The organism is Mucilaginibacter sp., assembly GCF_041660805.1.
Classification (GTDB): Bacteria; Bacteroidota; Bacteroidia; order Sphingobacteriales; family Sphingobacteriaceae; genus Mucilaginibacter.
On the sequence record NZ_JBAZVP010000003.1, the window covers coordinates 383,075 to 403,090 of the forward strand.

General features: G+C 41.2%; 20 protein-coding genes. 4 read left to right on the forward strand and 16 right to left on the reverse strand.

Annotation, left to right across the window (positions count from 1 at the left end):
• Positions 1-24 precede the first annotated feature (24 nt).
• The 6 genes from WC743_RS06910 to WC743_RS06935 form a co-directional block, all read right to left on the reverse strand.
• Positions 25-813 carry an SDR family oxidoreductase gene (locus WC743_RS06910; protein WP_373011143.1) on the reverse strand — a complete coding sequence of 263 codons (789 nt, stop codon included), beginning with the start codon at positions 811-813 and terminating at the stop codon, positions 25-27.
• 25 nt (positions 814-838) lie between these two features.
• Entirely contained in the window at positions 839-1,858 is a 1,020-nt protein-coding gene (locus tag WC743_RS06915) for a LacI family DNA-binding transcriptional regulator (RefSeq protein WP_373011144.1), read from the reverse strand.
• Between the two features lie 78 nt (positions 1,859-1,936).
• A complete protein-coding gene (locus WC743_RS06920) occupies positions 1,937-3,700 on the reverse strand; it encodes an L-fucose isomerase (RefSeq protein WP_373011145.1) in 1,764 nt (587 codons plus the stop codon).
• Between the two features lie 11 nt (positions 3,701-3,711).
• Positions 3,712-4,959 (reverse strand): DUF6786 family protein, encoded by a 1,248-nt coding sequence (locus WC743_RS06925; protein ID WP_373011146.1) that lies wholly within the window; start codon positions 4,957-4,959, stop codon positions 3,712-3,714.
• Positions 4,960-5,059: 100 nt separating this feature from the next.
• On the reverse strand, positions 5,060-6,250 hold the full coding sequence (locus WC743_RS06930) for a glycoside hydrolase family 172 protein (RefSeq protein ID WP_373011148.1): 1,191 nt from the start codon (positions 6,248-6,250) through the stop codon (positions 5,060-5,062).
• Between the two features lie 527 nt (positions 6,251-6,777).
• Entirely contained in the window at positions 6,778-7,356 is a 579-nt protein-coding gene (locus WC743_RS06935) for a cupin domain-containing protein (RefSeq protein WP_373011149.1), read from the reverse strand.
• A gap of 93 nt (positions 7,357-7,449) precedes the next feature.
• Here WC743_RS06935 and WC743_RS06940 point away from each other — a divergent pair, with 93 nt between their 5' ends.
• Positions 7,450-7,734: a hypothetical protein gene (locus WC743_RS06940; protein ID WP_373011150.1), complete on the forward strand. Its 285-nt coding sequence runs from the start codon at positions 7,450-7,452 to the stop codon at positions 7,732-7,734.
• Positions 7,735-7,827: 93 nt separating this feature from the next.
• Here the strand turns inward: WC743_RS06940 and WC743_RS06945 are convergent, their stop codons facing one another.
• The 10 genes from WC743_RS06945 to WC743_RS06990 all read right to left on the reverse strand — a co-directional run bounded on the left by WC743_RS06945 (position 7,828) and on the right by WC743_RS06990 (position 16,826).
• Entirely contained in the window at positions 7,828-8,454 is a 627-nt protein-coding gene (locus tag WC743_RS06945; protein WP_373011151.1) for a MarR family winged helix-turn-helix transcriptional regulator, read from the reverse strand.
• 100 nt (positions 8,455-8,554) lie between these two features.
• Complete coding sequence (locus WC743_RS06950; protein ID WP_373011152.1) at positions 8,555-8,929, reverse strand: DoxX family protein; 375 nt, start codon at positions 8,927-8,929, stop codon at positions 8,555-8,557.
• A 114-nt stretch (positions 8,930-9,043) separates the two neighbouring features.
• On the reverse strand, positions 9,044-10,159 hold the full coding sequence (locus WC743_RS06955) for an ABC transporter permease (protein ID WP_373011153.1): 1,116 nt from the start codon (positions 10,157-10,159) through the stop codon (positions 9,044-9,046).
• A gap of 5 nt (positions 10,160-10,164) precedes the next feature.
• Entirely contained in the window at positions 10,165-11,265 is a 1,101-nt protein-coding gene (locus tag WC743_RS06960) for an ABC transporter permease (RefSeq protein WP_373011154.1), read from the reverse strand.
• A 3-nt stretch (positions 11,266-11,268) separates the two neighbouring features.
• On the reverse strand, positions 11,269-12,015 hold the full coding sequence (locus tag WC743_RS06965) for an ABC transporter ATP-binding protein (protein ID WP_373011155.1): 747 nt from the start codon (positions 12,013-12,015) through the stop codon (positions 11,269-11,271).
• On the reverse strand, positions 12,005-12,916 hold the full coding sequence (locus WC743_RS06970; protein WP_373011156.1) for an ABC transporter ATP-binding protein: 912 nt from the start codon (positions 12,914-12,916) through the stop codon (positions 12,005-12,007). The genes WC743_RS06965 and WC743_RS06970 overlap by 11 nt, the downstream gene beginning before the upstream one ends.
• A 9-nt stretch (positions 12,917-12,925) precedes the next feature.
• Entirely contained in the window at positions 12,926-13,879 is a 954-nt protein-coding gene (locus WC743_RS06975; protein WP_373011157.1) for an HlyD family secretion protein, read from the reverse strand.
• A complete protein-coding gene (locus WC743_RS06980; RefSeq protein WP_373011158.1) occupies positions 13,876-15,183 on the reverse strand; it encodes a TolC family protein in 1,308 nt (435 codons plus the stop codon). Before WC743_RS06980 ends, WC743_RS06975 begins: the two co-directional genes overlap by 4 nt.
• A 176-nt stretch (positions 15,184-15,359) precedes the next feature.
• Entirely contained in the window at positions 15,360-15,971 is a 612-nt protein-coding gene (locus WC743_RS06985) for a TetR/AcrR family transcriptional regulator (protein ID WP_373011159.1), read from the reverse strand.
• A 147-nt stretch (positions 15,972-16,118) separates the two neighbouring features.
• Positions 16,119-16,826, reverse strand: coding sequence for a Crp/Fnr family transcriptional regulator (locus tag WC743_RS06990; protein WP_373011160.1), 708 nt, complete (start codon positions 16,824-16,826; stop codon positions 16,119-16,121).
• A 99-nt stretch (positions 16,827-16,925) separates the two neighbouring features.
• Here WC743_RS06990 and WC743_RS06995 point away from each other — a divergent pair, with 99 nt between their 5' ends.
• From WC743_RS06995 to WC743_RS07005, 3 genes are all read left to right on the forward strand, one after another.
• Complete coding sequence (locus WC743_RS06995; RefSeq protein ID WP_373011161.1) at positions 16,926-17,582, forward strand: methyltransferase domain-containing protein; 657 nt, start codon at positions 16,926-16,928, stop codon at positions 17,580-17,582.
• Positions 17,583-17,652: 70 nt separating this feature from the next.
• Complete coding sequence (locus WC743_RS07000; protein ID WP_373011162.1) at positions 17,653-18,249, forward strand: methyltransferase domain-containing protein; 597 nt, start codon at positions 17,653-17,655, stop codon at positions 18,247-18,249.
• Positions 18,250-18,298: 49 nt separating this feature from the next.
• Positions 18,299-19,975, forward strand: coding sequence for a SulP family inorganic anion transporter (locus tag WC743_RS07005; protein WP_373011163.1), 1,677 nt, complete (start codon positions 18,299-18,301; stop codon positions 19,973-19,975).
• Positions 19,976-20,016 lie beyond the last annotated feature (41 nt).

Sequence of the window (20,016 nt, forward strand, 5' to 3'; positions counted from 1 at the left end):
GATTAATTACAAGGCACTTATACGTTAGGCAAGCACTGTTAATGATCTGTCTAAATGTAAATACCCTCCATCAACATATAAAAACTGCCCGTTAATTGGTGATACCCCGGATAGTAAGAATAATACAGTATCAGCAATTTCATTTGGAGTGGTCATCCTGTTTTCAAAAGGGATTTTAGATGTAATTTCTTTTAACTTTTCCTGTGGGTTTAATTGTTGATTAATCCAGGTTGCATATTGAGGCGTCCAGCATTCGGCCACAACCACAGCGTTTACACTTATACCCGCGGGAAACAATTCTGCAGCCCATTCTTTAGTTAATGCAAGCCGTTCTCCGTTAGCTGCGGCATATCCGGATGTTCCCCCCTGCCCTGTAAGTGCTGTCTTGGAACAAATATTTACTATTGAACCCTTTGATTCTTTTAAAGCCGGTAAAGAAAGATTTGCAAGTGTAAAATAATGACCTACGTTTCTTTCTAATGAATTTATAAAATCAGCATAACTCCCCCCTTCTAAACTTACGCCATCATTAACTCCGGCATTATTAACTAAGCCATCAATTTTTTTATATTTCGCTAATATCTGGTCAATAGCCTTTTTGCAGGAGGAAACATCTGTTAGTTCTGTTACGCTATAAAAAAAGTTTGCCCCGCGTCCTTCTAATTCTTTTCCAATAATGGTTAGCTTTTTTTCATTATTATCTATGATACAGGGTATAGCTCCTTCTTCCGATAGCTTTTTACTGACAGCTTCCCCAATTCCACTTGCCCCACCTGTAACAATAATTACTTTATCTTTTAACTTCAAATTCATATTTAATGATATTATATATTGACAATTAAGCCCCTGAAGATTTCCTTATTACCAATCTTGAACTAATGGATACCTGCCTTGGATTAATGTTCTTATTAGTGATCTGATCTATAAGAATACGAACGGCTTCTTTGCCTACTTCTACAATAGGCTGATCTACAAATGTTAATGGGGAATAAAAAAAATCAAATGCATCACCTTCGTCAAAACAAACAACAGCCAAATCATCAGGTATTTTATAATTAAGTTTATTTATAACCTTCAACCCGTGTAAAGCAAGCGTGTTGGTTGCAAAGAATATGGCGTTAACAGGGGGCTTATTAAATAGCAGTTCCTTAATATTTATTTCAATATCCTCGGTAATATTATTAAAATCTACCTCTTTTATCAAAGACACTTCTGATAATAAATTATTATCTGCCAGTGCTTGTGTATATCCCCGTTTTCTTTCTTTAATATGGACTAAATTGTTTTTATAGGCTATCATCCCAATTTTATCATGCCCTGTTTTTATTAAATGAAGTACGGCTTCATAAGAGGCCTGGTAGTTGTCTGTAGCCACATAGCTGGATTGAATACCCGGAAAATATCTGTCTATTAAAACAAATGGGATATTTTGCGAATTGAGGTACTCGATCTGCCTTTCCGAGTTTTCTGTAGGGGCTATAATAAATCCATCAACCTGCCTGTTTATTAAAACACTTATCAGGTCCCATGATTTTTCCGGGTTTTCATCAGAGCTTCCAAAAATTACAGTATAATTATTTTTTTTTGCTTCATCTTCTATGGTACGGGCAATGTTCGCGAAAAATTGATTTGAAATATCCGCTACAATAAGTCCGATAGTATGAGATTTGCCGCTTTTTAAACTTTTAGCAAGCAAATTGGGTTGATAGTCGAGCTTCTTAGCTATTTCTCTTATAACTGATGCTATCTCTTTTCCTACCCTTGCTTCTTTTTCCTTATTATTTAACACATAAGAAACCAGCGCTGTAGATACCCCGGCTGCCTGGGCTATATCTTTAAGAGAGACTTTTTTCTTCATTCGGGGTATAAGAGTTATAAGTTTGTTTATAAAGTTAGATTAAATTCTATAATAGCGGCCACAATCACTAATGCTATTCTATTTATAAAGAGAACCGTAAACGTTACATGCCCTATAGTCAGCACCTTCAGTATCCATTCCGAATGCACTCCAGGCAGATGGCCTGAAAAATTGCTTATCGTCAACATTATGCATACAAACCGGGATACGTAACATAGATGCAAGCGTAATAAGATCGGCGCCTATATGGCCATAACTTATAGCGCCATGGTTTGCGCCCCAGTTAGCCATTACAGAATATACATCTCTAAAAGCCCCCTCACCTGTTAAACGCGGAACAAACCAGGTTGTAGGCCAGGTCCTATCAGTCCGCTCGTCGAGTATTTGGTGTACGTTTCCGGGTATGTCAATTGTCCAGCCTTCTGCTATTTGCAGTACCGGGCCAATCCCTTTAATGAGGTTTAACCGGCACATAGTAACGGGCATGTCTCCCTTTGTAAGAAATTTAGACGAATATCCCCCGCCTCTGAAGTATCCGGTGTTTGCCGGATACCAGGTTGTAGCATCTAAACAAGCTTGCTTTTCTTCATCTGATATTTCCCAAAACGGTTTCATCACCGGCCGCCCGTCAGCAGTTTGCCTTCCGGTACCATCAAGCGTGGCCGAACCGGAGTTGATCAAATGAATAAATCCGTTTTGTGCTTTTCCATCAGGTTTCCAGCCAGAGACACCCTCTACTGATTCCGGGCTCCAATAAGTTCTTACATCTGCAAATATTTGTGCCGTATTGGTTAACAGATAATTAAACAACATTGAAACACCATTTAGCGAGTCATTTTCTGTTGCAACCATAAAAGGCGCACGTATGCCGTTCCAGTCAAATGATGAATTTAAAATTGCTTCGGCAAAATCACCATTAGGTAAAAAATCAGTCCATTGGCGCTGGCCCTGAAAGCCTGATACTATAGCGTTATGGCCATGAGCTTCTTCTGCAAAACCTATATCTTCTAATTTTTTGTTCCCGATCATCAGGTCCCGGATAATGATTGTCATTTTAACTACAAACTCCCAGTCCTTATCCTTTTGATCACGCTTCCTTTGCTTTTCGGGCAAATTAAAATCTTCGCCTTCGCGGCAATTCTCTTTTGTCCAGGCAAGTGCTTTTTCGTATTCTTCCTTATCAAATATATTGAGCTCTATTCTTCTTAACACTTCAGACGAATCAACATATTCGTTACGCATGCCCAAATAAGTTTGAAAGAAATCAGCATCAATCATAGATCCGGCAATCCCCATAGAAACCGATCCTATAGCTAAATAAGACTTACCCCTCATAATGGCCACGGCTAAACCTGCCTTTGCAAAACGGATCAGCTTCTCCTGCACATCCGCAGGAATAGTTGAATCGCCCATCTCTTGTACGTCTTTTCCATATATACCAAAGGCAGGCAAGCCTTTTTGATTATGCCCTGCAAGGGTAGCGGCCAGGTATACAGCTCCGGGGCGCTCTGTTCCATTAAAACCCCAGATAGCTTTTGGAATTAGCGGGTTCATATCCATCGTTTCGGTGCCGTAACACCAGCAAGGGGTTACAGAAAGAGAAACACCTACATTTTCTGATTCGAATTTCTTAGCGCAGTTAGCCGCTTCCTTCACTCCGCCAATACAAGTATCAGCTATTACACATTCAACAGGCGTTCCATCAGGGTACTTAAGTTCGCTCTTAAAAAATTCTGACACAGCTTTTGCCATGTTCATAGTAGTTTCCTCAAGCGACTCGCGTACGCCGCCTAAACGACCGTCAATTATAGGGCGTATACCTATTTTAGGGTAATTACTCATAAAATTCAATTTTATATTTTCTTGTTATTAAATGCTGATTCTATTTGGCTCAACGAAATGCCTAATACTTTTTCGGCTATCAGGTTAAGTTCTTCCTTATTACCAATAAAATGAAAAACACTATGCTTATGGTTCAGCTTCTCTTTCGGTTTTAAAAAAGCAGCAGGCGAAACGCTTTCAATTTCATAGAAAGGCCCCATTTGGCTGCCATTTTGGAGCGGGCCATCATTGTATGCATTTACAGCATCGCCGGTCAAGGGGTCTTTATCCGGTGTCCATTCCTGGTTAAGGTAGGTTCCCTTATTATCTACACCAAATGAGGTAATGGTAAGCACATTGTTTTTAGCATCATAACTACCATTTACAGGTTTTGCCCTATGCGGAGGGATACCTAATTTACCCCTGGATTTACCATCTGCCTTAAAAAGCAGGATACCATTTTTATAGGTTACCCTATCTGGCGGTATTTGTCCAAAATAATCTGTTGTAGCTACTTTTCCGGAAACACTTTCATTATAAGGAACTATTATAACGGTTTCAGGAGATGGCGGGAACATATCAAGGTTCCAAAGGCAAGGCGCACCTGTTTGTTGTGTCCAGGCTATATCGCCTGCGTTTATTAATGTATTATCTGTTTGGAAACCTACTGATTTTACATTACTGCCCAGTTTTATATTTAGTGCTTTTTCTATATCTGCATTTTCAAATATTTGCACATTCCGGGTTATTTTTATTTTTAACACCGTTCCGGCATAGTTCTGCAAAGACATGTCTTTTGACATGGATACAGTTTTATTAGTAGCTGAATCCAATTCCCAGCTTTCAGAATCAAAAGCCGGAGGGGTATGCCAGTTATCAAATTCCATTTTTGCACCCGGCTTAAAAAAGATAGAAAATTTTCCACCTTCGGGGCCAAGCCAAAGCCTGTCTTCGCTGCCATAACCATTCATGTGAGGGTCGGTAGAATCAAAAGCTTTATAGTTGACCCATCCAAAACTTTTCCCTTCATTTCCCTCCGCTGTCGAAGTAAAAACCTTACCCTGGTATTTAGGCGAAACTATTAATTGTGCATTTCCCGCTTCATTTTTTAGAGTGATAATTTTGCCTTTACCACTTAAAAATTCTGCATCGTAACCAAAAGTCCCTTTATTATATTTTTCCATTTCACTCTGCGTCTTTTCTTTATTATCTTTTTTGTGATTACATGCAACAAAGAGCATTACAGCCATAACAATGATCACTAAACTTTTAATTTTCATCTTTTTTGATTTACTGCTTTTAAAATTGGAAACATTTACAAATTGCTATAGCGTTGCCGAATTATCATTGCTGATGCAGCAAAACCGGCCTAAATATTATTTAATTGATTTCCAATCCATCTTTTACAGGTAGCTTAGGGAAGCGGGCATGCGGCTCGCGCTGGTACCAGAATGCAACCGACATAATATCTGACTTTTGGGCAAGGTACCGCCCGCCCGAACGCCAGCCAAGGTCCTGAATGGTTACCTTCAGATCGCTGTCAAAGCGGATGGGGTCCTGAATATGCCAGCGATACATCCCGAAGCGTTGCATCACCTGGTAATGCGTATCCCCTCTGATCACCTGGTGCAAACCCGCATACGGTGTGGAGTATTCGGTATAGTTCACCTCTTCTACTCCTGCTGCGTTTTTCTTGCGGGTATCAAAATCATACGAACCGCAGAAATAATCTTCCGTTCCGGTGCCTATTATAGTAGGGAATTTAGAATCACCGTCCATATAGAACTTGATCTCTCCTTCGCCCCACCAGCCGTTGTTGGTAGCGCCCAGGCCCATATAAACACCCACATACTGCCCTTTTCCTTTTATTCCGTCAAGTATTGTGTATACAGAAGTTACGTTCGGGTTTGATCTCCGGTACTGCGCGTGCAGGTAACCTTCTTCTTCTCCTACTTCGGTTAGTGTATAATCTACCTGGTAGTACAGGCTCATGGCTTTCTCATCAATGTTTTCCATTGTGATCTTACATTTCTTTCTGAAAGGCATTTTCCAGTAGCAGTTAAAGGCACTGCCAGGGTTAACCGTTACCGCCAGCGAGTTTAACGGCGCATAACTGTTCCAGCCCATTCCAAAGAAGGCGCCTACAGGCGATTCTATAGACGGCTCCTTTTCATCATCCCAATAAACCCGGAGGATAGAATACTGCCAGTTACCGGTAGGTGTCATCCAGATATGCTGAACGGCTCCCGGGCCTTCCATCTCTGCTATCGTTATTGTTTCTCCAGGGTTAATAATAATAAAGGGGTTCACTTTCCAGCCCTGGCCAAGGTCACGCGCTGCGTTGGCCGCGTTGGCTACGTTGCGCTTGCCTTTATCTGCTACAGGATCGGCCATGCCGCCTTTGCCCTTACCACCGGTGAAATTTTCAGGGCTTATAGACCGCGTTTTGGCATCTGACAGTTTTGACAGCGTGCCCATGTTCATATCCAGGCCGTTAAATTTACCCGGCTGCTGGCCGTAACAGTTCAACATCAGCGCGATGGCCGAAAGCGTAAATAGTAGTTTTTTCATTGTTTTGACTTTTAGGTTTATCAATTAATTACTTTATAGCTGGTATAAAGTAATTAAGGCTTCAAAAACTGGTAATTGGTTTGTGAAGTAAGTTACTTCTTTACAAGAATAAGCTTAATCGTTTAAACAAACAAGAACAAAATGAAAATATATCCATAAAATATCTTTGCAGTTAATATTTGAAATAAGCTGTAATAGCATTTATTATTAAAAATTGGAATACTCTTCCCGTATCGAAACTCTCAAAATTGACTGACTAATCACCCAAAATAGCCAAAAAATGCTTGGTTAAATCGTAGAATGTGAATTATCTGTTTAAACGATTAAACATATTTATGCCCATATTGCGCTCCATTCTCCCATTACTAACTAATGGCCTTGATAGCTGCTGAGGGAGGTATTATTGTAGCCTAATAGCTTAGCGGAAGGCCGCCAAAAAGTAAGTTGAGGGATATACAGAATTGGTGACTGGGCGGTAAAAAGCCCCCCTATCAATTGCCTGGGAGCCTGAAGATCATTTGCAACCGTTACCTTTTCCAGATAGTTATTAACCCGCCTGATTTCCCGGTAAACGGATCTGTTTTGGGTATGGGCAGTGCGGCTATGTTCTCATCAGTCTTGGGCCGCTCGCCGGGCAGCCCTTTGTTGATATCCCAGCTGCGGCCGTCTTCATAAGCGCCTACAATGCCGAGGTTGTCGCTGCCGAGGTTTTTATGCCCTACCCCTGCCGGAATAACGATAATGTCACCGGCCTCCACTTTTACCTTACGGCCTTTTTCACCACCGAGGTGCAGCAGCGCCGAGCCGCTATAAACCCCTAAAACTTCATGGGAGGTGCTATGGTAATGATGAAAAGGATAAACGCCGTTGCGCCAGGAGTTTGTCCAGTTGTGGGTAGCAAAATGCTGTTCCAGCCAGGAAGCGCCTTCATCGTCGCGGGCGGTAAAAGCGTTACGATATAGCAATAACGGGAACTTGCTGTTTGGGATCGTTCCGTCATCCTGAAAGAGCAACTGTTCCGGTATCATAGGTTGATCGGTATTAAACGGCTCTGGTGTATTTATGGCTAATAAGCCGAGCCATGATAAAAATGTTTTACGCTTCATGAGTGGCACTTGATTGGATAACGCATGAGTGGAAATACTGTTTTGGCAAACTTTTCAAGGCAAAATGTGTCTTTAATTAAAAAACTACCTGAAATGAAAACCTTTGAAATACCTGTTGGCCAAAGCCAGCGATTACTAAAATTTGAACCGCAGAAAGCAGTGAATACATTTAAGATATATGCTGCGGATAAGGCTGAAGACTGGATCGACCATGAACAATCCCGGTCGGTAGATGTACCTGAGGATGGGTTGCTGGGTATCATTACTGTACACAGTGAACATCACTTTGATTTTGAGGGAGTGGGTGCTTTTACCGGTCAGGACCTGCTAAGTATAGCCGCACAAATTGTAAAACACCCGCAATTCAAGGCAGAATAATTACAGCCGGGAAGGAAACCTCAAGTTTAGCTTTGATGAAGCGGGGGTAAACGATGCAGTGTGAAGGTTAATCAGCTGAAAAAACAATATTCATCATTGCATATTCTCCCGGTAGATCTCATCAAACGGTTTATTTTTTTGTTTTTGAAACATCCCCGAAAACCGTGTATCAACAGGTTTAAGTAACTGGATACAAAGCTGCTTATCATTATCGCTTAGATCATGAACCATCATATGCGCAACTTTTAACACCTTTTCTTTTGCTATCTGCAGGGTTGCTTCTCCCTTTTGCGTTACTTTCAGTCTTTTTACCCTTTTATCTTCTTTATCCGCATATTCGCTAACAAGCCCTTTTTTCTTCATCCGGATTAACATATTGGTCCCGCTTGATAGCTCAATGATATTATTATAAATAGCCTCTGATTTGATGGGGTTGCCCTGGTTAAAAATAGTTACCAGTATTCCGAATTCTTCTATTTGATCTAACTCAGTTCCTTCTAACGCTTTATTTGAGTAAGCCATATGAAACTTCCCTATCCGCCGGAGCAAGATCATCAGCCGGCCATTCAGGTCGGGGATCAGCTCACCTTCGTCCCCACGTGGTATCTCCAGCTCTGCGGGGAGTGCCAATCTATGCCTGAAAAAATCTTCTAAGGACGCGTTTGGGTACTGTTCTTCAAAATCGCCCCACAATTTAACCAGCTCTACAGTTTTATTCATTTTTAAACCATTTGGAAGCAAATCTAATAAACATCTGTAAGAATGCTTTATACCAAATGTTTGAATTGGTAGCCAGGGAGATTTATAGCGCGGGATGTGATTATTGGGGACTTAAAATGGTTTCTTTGGCCCTTTTCAGCTTATGCATATAGGTATATGAAACAAAAAGTATGGCAAGCCAAATCAATGGCTCCAATGCATTTATTATTGGGTCGCCACTGTTAAAATGCGCGACACAAGCCGAGATAAGTACAATAGTAAAACCGGCATAGCCCCATTCTTTAACCCACAAAGGGAATTGCGGGAATAGTATAACAACAATTCCTATGATTTTGAGTACAGTAAGTTCTACCCTGAAATAATTGGGGAAGCCAAGGTGCGGGTATGCAGGCGTATACATCATATACAGGCTGAAAACGAAAATTGCGATGAGGATTCCGGTAGCCGTCCAATAAATTATTTTGTCCTTTTTCATTGTATTACAAATTTAAATATACCGTTTGGTTATTTTATAATACAATATTATACCATATGGTTTAAATATACAAATTTTCAGGATCATTTTAGTGTCATTTGGTATGATCTCCTGCTACGCGGTTTTCTTATAGCGCCAGATAGCCAGGCTATTTATAAGTATTGCATAACCCGCCATAATGCCGCAAATGGGCAGCACTACTCCTATCCCCGCACCCTTGAGCAGAATAAGGCGGTTGATCTTTACAAAATAAGCAAGCGGATTAGCCCAATTAAGGATTTGGGCCCATCGCGGCATATTTTCAATCGGTGTGAACAGGCCGCAAAGCAGGATGAATGCCATAATGAAGAAAAAAGCGATAAACATTGCCTGCTGCTGCGTTTCGGCCAGGGTGCTTATTAATAAACCCATACCCAAAACAACAAAAAGATAGATCATGATAAAGAACTCAGTTAAAAGCAATGACCCAACAATTGGTATATGAAAAACAATTCGCCCTACACTAAGCCCCGTCCAGAAAATGATATGCCCTATGATCCAGAATGGGATCAGCTTGCCGGAGATGAATTGCAGCTTACTAACGGGGGTAACATTTATCTGTTCAAGCGTGCCCATTTCTTTTTCCTTAACAATATTGAGCGCTGTAAATATCATCGTAAGGAGAGATAGCAGTTCGGCAAGTATCCCCGGAACCATCAGGGTTGGATAATCAAGCGTAGGATTATACCAGTTTACCGGTATTGTTTCAATCTGATTTGCCGGATTTTGATCTGTTGCCCGCCATTGGGTGCGGATGTTCTGATTAAATGTTTGCACAATTGAAGTTAGGTAGGCATTGGTGAGCCCCGCTTTGGTATTATTGATCGCATTTACCAGTATCTGAATATCCGCATGGTTCTCACGTACCAGATTACGCTCAAAGTTATGAGGTATCTCAATTACAGCATCAAACTTATCATGGTTAAGGCCATCAAAGGCTTCCTTTTGAGAGAAGGTGTAACCTCTGAAAACAAAGAATTTAGAGCCCTGCAACTGATTGGCAAGCAACCTCGACGCCGGGCTGAGATCCTGATCAATAATTGCGATATTTAGGTTTTTAATATCATAATTCGCTGCAGAAGAAAAAACAATAAGCTGCACCACAGGCGCTACTGTTAAAACGCCGATCATGAATTTACTCCGCAGGATCTGCAGGAACTCTTTAATAACCAAATGATAAATTACTTTCATAATGCCTATTTAGAGCGCGTTTTTAATTGTTTAATGCTTACCAGGGCCAATACAATAGCCATAAAAGCGAGTACCAGGGTGGGTTTCCAAACCAGTTCCAGCCCTCCGCCTTTGATCATGATCGATTTAATAACTTCTATAAAATAAGTAGCAGGTATTACTTTTGATATTTGCTGCAAAAGCCAGGGCATACTTTCAACCGGAAAGATAAAGCCGGAAAGCAGTATGGTAGGTAACATTAAAGCCAGCAGCGAGGTAAACAATGCCTGTTGCTGTGTATCTGCCTTTACAGAAATAAGAACACCAAGCGCAAGGGCCACCAGTACATATAACAAACATTCCAGCAGTAGCAGCAACGGGCTGCCATTAAGCGGCATTTTAAAAAGCACTATACCAACAACCAGTATAATAACAGCATTAATTAGCGAGAGTATCAGGTAAGGGATCACTTTGCCTATAATAATATGATGCGTTTTTAATGGCGACACGCTTATAACTTCCATTGTACCAAGCTCTTTTTCGCGGGCGATGGTAACTGAGGTAAGCATAGCCGAGATGAGGATAAGCACAAGCGCCGAAACGCCCGGTATAAAAACATACACGGATTTTAGTTCGGGGTTAAAAAGCATGCGTACTTTCAGGTCTATCTGCATAAAGCGCTGCTGTACAGGGTTTAGCTGCCGTTGATAATCCTGAATAATGCTGGTAACATAACTATTGAGCGTTGTGCCCAAATTAATGTCTGTTGCATCAATAATAATTTGAATATATACCTTCTTGTTATGTTGCAGGTTATCGCCAAATTTTGGTGGTATCACCACCGCGAGTTTGATCTTTCCATCCTTAAAGCTTTCATCCAGCTGTTTTTCGTTTTCTAATCGCTTCTCCAGTTTAAAATAGCCCGAGGAGAATAGTTTTGTTTGAAGTGTATAACTGTGGGCATCATGTGCATGATCAAGAATAGCAATAGGGGCATCTTTAATTTCGGTAGAGAGCGCATAGCCAAACAAAACCAGCAATAACAGCGGCATTCCAAATAAGATCAGTAACGTGCGCGGATCGCGCCGGATATGCCTGAATTCTTTAATAATGATACCTTTTAACATAGCTTATTTAGTTGATGTCCCCCTGGCCAGTTGCTGAAATACTTCATCCATGCTGCCAACCTGGTATTCTTTTTTTAACGCCGCCGGTGTGTTCAGGGCTTTTACCTGCCCATCAACCATAATGGATACACGGTTACAGTATTCGGCTTCGTCCATATAATGGGTTGTGATAAAAACCGTGAGCCCGCGATTGGCCGACCGGTAAATACTTTCCCAGAATTGCCGGCGGGTAAGAGGATCTACCCCGCCTGTTGGTTCATCAAGGAAAATGATCTGCGGGTCATGGATCTGCGCGACGGCAAAGGCCAGTTTTTGTTTCCAGCCAAGCGGGATCTCTGATACTAATTTATTTTCTACCGACCCCAGGTTAAGGGAATCAATAATTTCCCTGCTCTTTTCTTTGATGCTTTTGAAGGATAAGCCATAGATACCGCCATAAAGGCTTATGTTTTCTTTCACCTTCAGGTCTTCATATAATGAAAACTTCTGGCTCATATAACCGATGTTTCTCTTGATCTTTTCTCTTTGTTTGTACACATCAAACCCTGCAACCGTAGCTTTTCCGGAAGTAGGGCTAAGCAGCCCGCACAGCATTCGGATGGCAGTAGTTTTCCCGGCACCGTTAGCACCCAGGAAACCAAATATCTCACCCTTCTTAACATCCAGGTTCAAGTTATCTGTAGCTGTAAAATCACCAAACTTTTTAGTGAGGCCTTCTGCCCAAACGGCTAATTGTTCCTTATTTTCCATGCTGCATTGTCTCAATAAAGCTATCTTCAATATCGGGTTCAATTATTTTCACATCTACATTTGTGGCCCCATTTGCCTCTGCAAACTTTTTAATGTGATCACCGGTCGCGCTCTCATTCAGCACCAAATGCGCATATTCACCCGAAGGATAAATTGACCGCAGGCCCGATATCTGTTTTAAAGTATTAATCAGCAAGTAATTATCATCAGCCTTTACGGCATATATCGGGTGCTTAAAGTTTGCTGTTATAGCCTTTGGCTTGTCAAGCGCTATCACTTTTCCTTCCTGCATCAAAGCCACACGGTTACAACGGGCTGCCTCATCCATATAAGGGGTGCTCACCAGTATACTAATACCCTGCGTTTGTATCTTTTGCAGCATTTCCCAAAATTCTTTTCTTGAAACCGCATCCACACCGGTAGTAGGTTCATCTAAAATCAATATTTTAGGCCGGTGCACTAATGCACAGCATAAAGCAAGCTTTTGCTTCATCCCGCCAGAAAGCTGCCCGGCAAGCCGGTTCTTAAAAGGTTCTATTTGTTTATAGATGTCGCCAATCAGATCCATCTGATCAGCTATCCGCGCTTTAAATATCCGGGCGAAAAATTCCATATTCTCCTGTATCGACAAATCCTGATAAAGGGCAAAACGACCGGGCATATACCCCACAATCTCGCGGATCTTCAGGTAATCCTTAACCACATCCAGGTTAAGTATTGACGCGCTGCCTTTATCCGGAGTAAGCAGCGTAACAAGAATTTTGATCAGGGTTGTTTTTCCTGCACCATCGGGGCCAATCAGTCCAAAAAGCTCACCTTCCTCCACATCAAAGCTCACAGGCTGCACCGCCTGTACATCGCCGTAAGTTTTTTGGATCTGATTAATTTTGATCGCAGCCATTGTTACTTATTAATTGGTTACAGCGTTCGCGTTCAGAAAAACTTCGCCGGGCATGCCAATCTTAATGTTACCATTATTGGCTACCAGCACCTTTACCGCATACACCATATTTACCCTTTCGTCTTTTGTCTGGATGATCTTTGGCGTGAATTCCGCCTGTGTACTTATCCACGTAATCCTACCCTTAAAGTACTGGTAATCGTCCTTATCCTTATCTATCCTTACCTTTACCTCCTGGCCAATTTTAGTCCGTGACAGATCCCCACCAGCTACATAGGCCCTTAATATAATGGTATCTATTGCCGCCACCTTATACAACGGCGTGCCGTAACGAACAATTTCTCCCTGTTCCGCATATTTAACCAGTACGGTACCCGGTACCGGATTGATCACATTGCTTTTACTGATCTGATCTTTTAATTGGCTGATCTGCGCGTTAATAGGTGCTTTATCAGACAATGTAGACCGGGTTTGCGTTTTAAGCTCGGCACTGCGGGCCTGTAGTTGCTGTTGCAGCAGCTTGATCTGCGCGTTAATATCATCCAGTTGCTTACCCGTTGCAGCACCTACAGCAAGCAAATTTTTTGTGCGGTCGCGTTCATGCAGCTGGGTAGTAATTTGCTGGCGCAATACATCCAGCTCCGGCTTTATGCTGGGTAGTTTTTGATCAAGTCCCTGCTTGTTTGATTCCAGCTGCAGTTTTTTTAACGATGTTTGAAGCGTATCTACCATTCCAACATCTTCACCGGCTTTTAAGGCCTGCCCTTCCTGTATCCTGAAGCGGAGCAGGCTGCCATCGGCCTGTGCCGATACTACCGTTTCAACTGATTCAAAATTACCATATGCATCTGGCTTGTCTTCCTTTTTACCACAAGCAGACAGGATTAGGATTGCGTTTAAACCACACCACGCTGCCCTTTGGATAATCAATTTCTTTCCTGAGCGATATCTTAAGTATTTCATTTGCCTGAATTTTTACCGTTAATTATGTTAATTTCTTCCAGCGCCTGGGCCAGTTGTGCCTGGTGCAATGCTTTCATATATCTTGCCTGGCTTAAGGCCTGCTGATCTGCAATGTAATCGGCCACTGTTTGTGTACCATTATCTAACTTGGCTGCTGATGCTACAAGGACTTTTTGCCGCAGGGCAATAACCTGTTGGTCTGTCCCTATTTGCTCGTTTAATTTGCCAACCAAATTATGTTGCTGTGTAAGCTGTTGAGACTGGTTAATGTTAAATACTTCGCGCTGCACATCAATTTGCTGTTGCTTTAAAGCGGTGATCTTTTTTTCGTGTTTTAAAGTATAGTAGCCGCTGATGCTCCAGTTGAGCTTTGCGCCGATGATCCAATACTGGCCAAAAGTATTTCGCAGAAAATCGTATCCCGGCCTGCCATAGTTCTCTTCGCCAAAAAGGCTTACTTTGGGCAGCGTGTTGCTCTTTGTAATATGGTATTGTGCCGCTATAGCTTGTTTTTGCCTTTTAAACAATTCGTATTCGGGCCGGGTGGTAGTGCTGTCAACCAACGGCTCTGCCTCCCCGTTTATAAACAAACGGGTACTATCAGTTAACGGCAAGCCGCTAAGTGTGCTCAGGTTTTGCATTAGTGTACGGCGATCATATTTCGCGGCATCAACCTGTTGCTTCATACGGATGACTTCAGCCTGCAGTGCATCAATTTCAGACTGCTGTGCTGTGCCATACCTTAATGCGCCCTGCCTGACCTTTAACCGGGTTTGAAGTTCCAGTAAAGAAGATTCATTGATCCGCGTATTTTCGTCAAGAAGATGCACCTGAAAAAACAAGCTGCTTAATTGCTCTTTTAGCTGATATATGTTTACAGTGTTTTGCTGCAGGTCTGTTAAGCCCGATAAACGATTTGCCTCACGCTGCGCTTCAATGGTTCCGCCGTCAAAAATATTCTGTTGTAAGCCAACGCCTATTTTATACTGATCTTTCTTAGGAATGGGTATTCCGGGTATAGAATTAGGGCCACCAATAGTAGTTATCTCACTTTGATAGGATGCCTGTCCGTTGATCTGTAGTTGCGGCAGGTACCCTTTGAGCAGCTTATTGTCATTAATGGAACTTTGTGAACGAAGGATCGGATCATTTTTTGCAAGGGGGTAATTCACTTCTAATGCGTGGTACAGTGTATTTAGGGTAACAGCCTGACCGTAACTACTATTAGTGATGAAAGGGCATATTAATAGTAGCAAATAACCATTCAGCCCAATTAAATGATTAAACCGTTTGATTGACTTCATTGTAAATTTTTTTATTGCCTTAAAAGGATGTTTCGTTTTATCGGTTTTTACAAGTATTTCCATCTTATTAATATTTTCCTGATCGTATCGCTTTTATTTTTCGATACTATGTCTGCCCTATTTTCAAATACCAACCAAAAAATTCAACCAGATGGTTGATGTATAATTAAATTTTTTTAGAATTGTTTTAAGTAATTGATAACCATACCTGATACGATATCCTTTCGTTCATTAATAAATTCATTCCATGAATTATCATCTAATTTAGCTACATGTTTTACCATCGGTTTTGCAATAAATGGAAATATGATTCCTGATATAATAGAAAGAAAGATCTGTACTGGATTAATACGGCGGATCTTCTCTTTACCCATGTCATTTTTCAGTTGTTCCATAAAAACCGAGTTGATCAAAATATCCTCAATTTTTACTTCACTCAAAAATTCCTCCGCATTATTCCGGATCTCGCTTAACACAAAAAACGGCAAATCTGGATTTTCAGTAAGAAACTTAGCGTAATACTCAATAATTAAAGGGACCTTCTGTTCCCAGGTGTTTTGTTCATTAAGTAACGGTACAACCGAGCCAATAAACTTCTTTAATGAAATTAGAAATATCTGTCTGAAAAGTTTCTCCTTGCTCCGGAAGTAATAATGAAGCATAGATTTGTTAATGCCGGCCTCGTCAGCTATTTCCTGCATCCGGGCACCCGCCATTCCTTTGCGCTGAAACACCTTGATCGCAGCATCAAATATTTGTTTTTCGGTATCGTTAACTGTTTCGGGCATAAACTGACAAACGGTTTAACCAAATGGTTGACAAATCTAAATAATAATATAATAGATAGTTATAATAAAACTGTAAAAATTTATTGAACCCCGCGTAAGGCTGCAGATCGCAAATTAATCATAGGCCAAATAAGGAAATATCTATACTTACCTGTAATTTGCCCGTTTAACCAATAGCTTAAGATCTTTCACCCATATCTTTCTGCCATCAGTTTCCAAAATTCCTTCTTCTTTAAACTCTTTTAGTAAACGGATCACATTTTCCTGGGCAATTCCGGCTATGTTAGCCAGGTCAGTCCTTGAAACATTCAAAACTATTTTCTCATCTCCTGATCTCTCGTCTTTGTATTTTTCCCGGAGCACAATTAAGGCAATGGCCAGCCTTTCAGGTGCCGTTCTTTGAGCAATCACAGAGATACTGTTGGCAAGCACCGTAAATTCATGGCTAAGGGCCTTTAACAATCTTTGAGTAAAAGCAGGTGAGCGGTGTAAAACGTCCATAAAATCTTCTTTGGGTATGAAACTGATTAAGCTGTCTTCAATGGCAGCTGCCGAATCGGGGTATCTTTCTTCAGATAAAACCGCGTGATAACCAATCAGTTCTCCCTGATTAGCCACATAAATGATCTGTTCTTTGCCAAGCTGATCAACCTTGTATTTTTTAACTTTGCCATTTCTGATTAAAAAAATACCTGCAGGCACCGCTCCTTCCCTGAAAATAATATCCCCTTTTTGATATCGCTCATCACTTTGATTGGCTATTAAATGCTGATAATCTTCTTCAGAAAGAATACTAAGTATCGATTGCGTGGTAAAATTCCACCGGTCGATTGGGAAAATTCCGGACAAACTCATAACACAAAGGTACGCTTTTATAGAAACTGATAAATATCAGCTTCTGTGCTGATCTCTTACGGTAAATCGCCTTCCCGGAGTGCCTAAATTTGCCGGTATATGGAAATTTATCCGTTTTCTCATCCCCCTAACCAAAAACCTACCGGAGCGCCTGTAGTAAGATTAGAAAAAGATCATGTGAACGCCTCGCTGTTTAGTAATGATGCGACGTTTGACTGGCTATACCCGGAACATTTTCAATCGATCTCGTTAAAACACTGGACCCCGCTGTCTATTGCCCGTAAAGCGGCTGAATTTTTAGCTGAGCCGAATGCCAGGGTCCTCGATATAGGCAGTGGTATTGGTAAGTTTTGCCTTGCCGCAGGTTACTATTTTCCGGAGACATTTTTTCATGGTGTGGAACAAAGGCATGAATTAATCCACTATGCAAAAGAAGCCAAAGGATATACCCAGCTGTCAAATGTAAGTTTTATATATGCCAATATTACCCAGGTCAATTTTAAGGAGTTTGATCATTTTTACTTTTATAACTCCTTTTATGAGAACATTGACCCGGTAAATCAAATAGATGGCACTATAGAGTTATCACTAAGCCTTTATAATTACTATAACCAATACCTTTATACAGCTTTGAATGAAAAACCATCAAGAACCCGCCTGGTTACTTTTCACAGTTTAGAAAACGAGGTGCCACCCAGCTATAAACTGGTGGATACCTCTTGTGATACCTTGCTGAAAATGTGGATAAAGGAATGACAAAATGAAAATAATCAGATTTTTATATGCTTCACTCCAAAATTTCCTAATTCGTAGAAAAACCAATAATATGCTCAATGATACTGTAAGCCCCGACTTTTTTCGTAAAGATGCTGCTTTTGATGAATTATATCCCGAACATATCCGGGAACTGTCACAAATGCACTGGACACCCATTGATATCGCCAGAAAAGCGAGTGATTTTTTGGCCGTTCCTAATGCCCGGGTTTTGGACATTGGCAGCGGTGTAGGCAAATTCTGTATTACAGCAGGTTTTTATCATCCGGAAACGGCATTCTATGGAATAGAACAACGGGGTGAATTATTCTCTTTTGCGGAAATAGCCAAAGAGGAAGTTAATTTATCCAATGTGGCTTTTATTCACGGGAACCTCACCGAACTACGTTTTGATGATTATGATCATTTTTATTTCTACAACCCTTTTTACGAAAATATTGAACCAGATAGCCGGATAGACTATACCATAAGAACCTCATTTGGGCTATATGACCACTACAGCAGGCTCATTTACCAAATGCTTGATGAAAAGCCATCAGACACGAGGCTGGTAACCTTTCATGGCCCTGATAAACAGGTACCTCCCAGTTACAGGTTAGTTAATAATTCCTCCTATAGCCGGGTATTGAAAATGTGGATAAAGGAATAATATGTGAGATTACCGCCCTGCTACATAAAGGGTTCAATAAATAAGCACCATGATAAGCCTGTTTAAGCCAAAGTTGACAGACACCTTAAAAAACTACTCCCGGGATCAGTTTTTTAAAGATGTGATAGCCGGAGGCATTGTAGGTATTGTGGCTTTACCATTAGCCATCGCCTTTGCTATTGCTTCGGGCGTATCTCCCGAAAAAGGAATTTTTACAGCAATTATTGCTGGTTTCATCATATCTGTATTAGGGGGCAGCCGTGTACAGATTGGCGGGCCAACCGGGGCTTTTATCGTGGTTGTTTATGGCATAGTTCAGCAATTTGGTGTTAACGGGTTAGTTATTGCCACTTTTATGGCCGGGGTACTCCTGATTATCATGGGTATTGCAAAATTAGGCAATACGATAAAATATATTCCTTATCCCCTTATTATTGGTTTTACTACCGGTATTGCTGTCATCATTTTTTCATCAGAAGTAAAAGATCTTTTAGGATTAAAAATGGGCAGCGTCCCCGCTGATTTTATAAGCAAGTGGATAGCTTATGGCCGGCATCTGTCTTCTGTTAATATTTATGCGGTATTCATTGGCTTTTTTACCCTACTGGTGGTTTTGCTATGGCCCAAAGTCACAAAAAAAGTTCCGGGATCATTGATCGCTATTGTTATATCCACATTGGTTGTTTGGTTTTTTCAACTTCCTGTTGAAACCATAGGCAGCCGTTTTGGAGCAATCCCTTCTTCTTTGCCACAACCTGTTATTCCTGGTGTTAGCCTGGCAACCATTCAGCAATTGATCAGGCCTGCCTTTACCATCGCATTGCTTGGCAGTATTGAATCTTTACTATCAGCAGTTGTAGCAGATGGTATGATTGGCGGGAACCATCGGTCTAATACTGAACTTATTGCACAAGGGCTCGCGAATATTTGCTCCTCCATCTTTGGGGGTATCCCCGCAACGGGAGCTATTGCAAGAACTGCCACTAATGTTAAAAATGGCGGGCGTACCCCAATTGCAGGGATCATCCATGCTATAACCCTGCTTATTATTATGTTTTTTGCAGGCAAATGGGCAGCCCTTATCCCAATGGCAACGCTCGCCGGAATACTGATAGTAGTTGCCTGGAACATGAGTGAGCTGGAAAACTTTATTGATGTATTTAAAGGCTCAAAAAGCGATGCCGCGGTTTTAATAACCACCTTTGGCCTAACGGTATTAGTAGATTTGACCGTAGCTATTGAAATAGGAATGATCCTGGCTGCTTTTCTGTTTATGCGCAAAATGATGCAAACAAGTTCTGTACAGCAAGCTATTTTTCAGGCAGATCAGTTACCTGACAGAGAACTTAACCCACAAAATATTCCCATAGGAGTTGATGTATTTGAGATAAACGGCCCTTTATTTTTTGGTGCAGCCTATAAATTTAAAGATGCCATGAAAGTAGTGGAGAAGCCCGCCCGGGTATTGATCATCCGAATGGGGAACGTACCTGTTATTGATGCAACCGGCATCAGAGTATTGAAAGATGTTCATAAAGAAATAAAAAAGAAAGGAACTAAACTCATTCTTGCCGAGGTGAACAGTGTACAGGTAATGGGTGAATTAAAAAAAGCCCGCTTATTATTTCAAATAGGAAAAGGTAATATCAGGGACACTTTTGAAAATGCTTTAAAACGGGCAAACGAAATTTTATCGGAAGCCGCTATTTACCAAATACGGAAATAGAACAACTGATTATTTGTCCCCAACAATTATAGCCACCAATG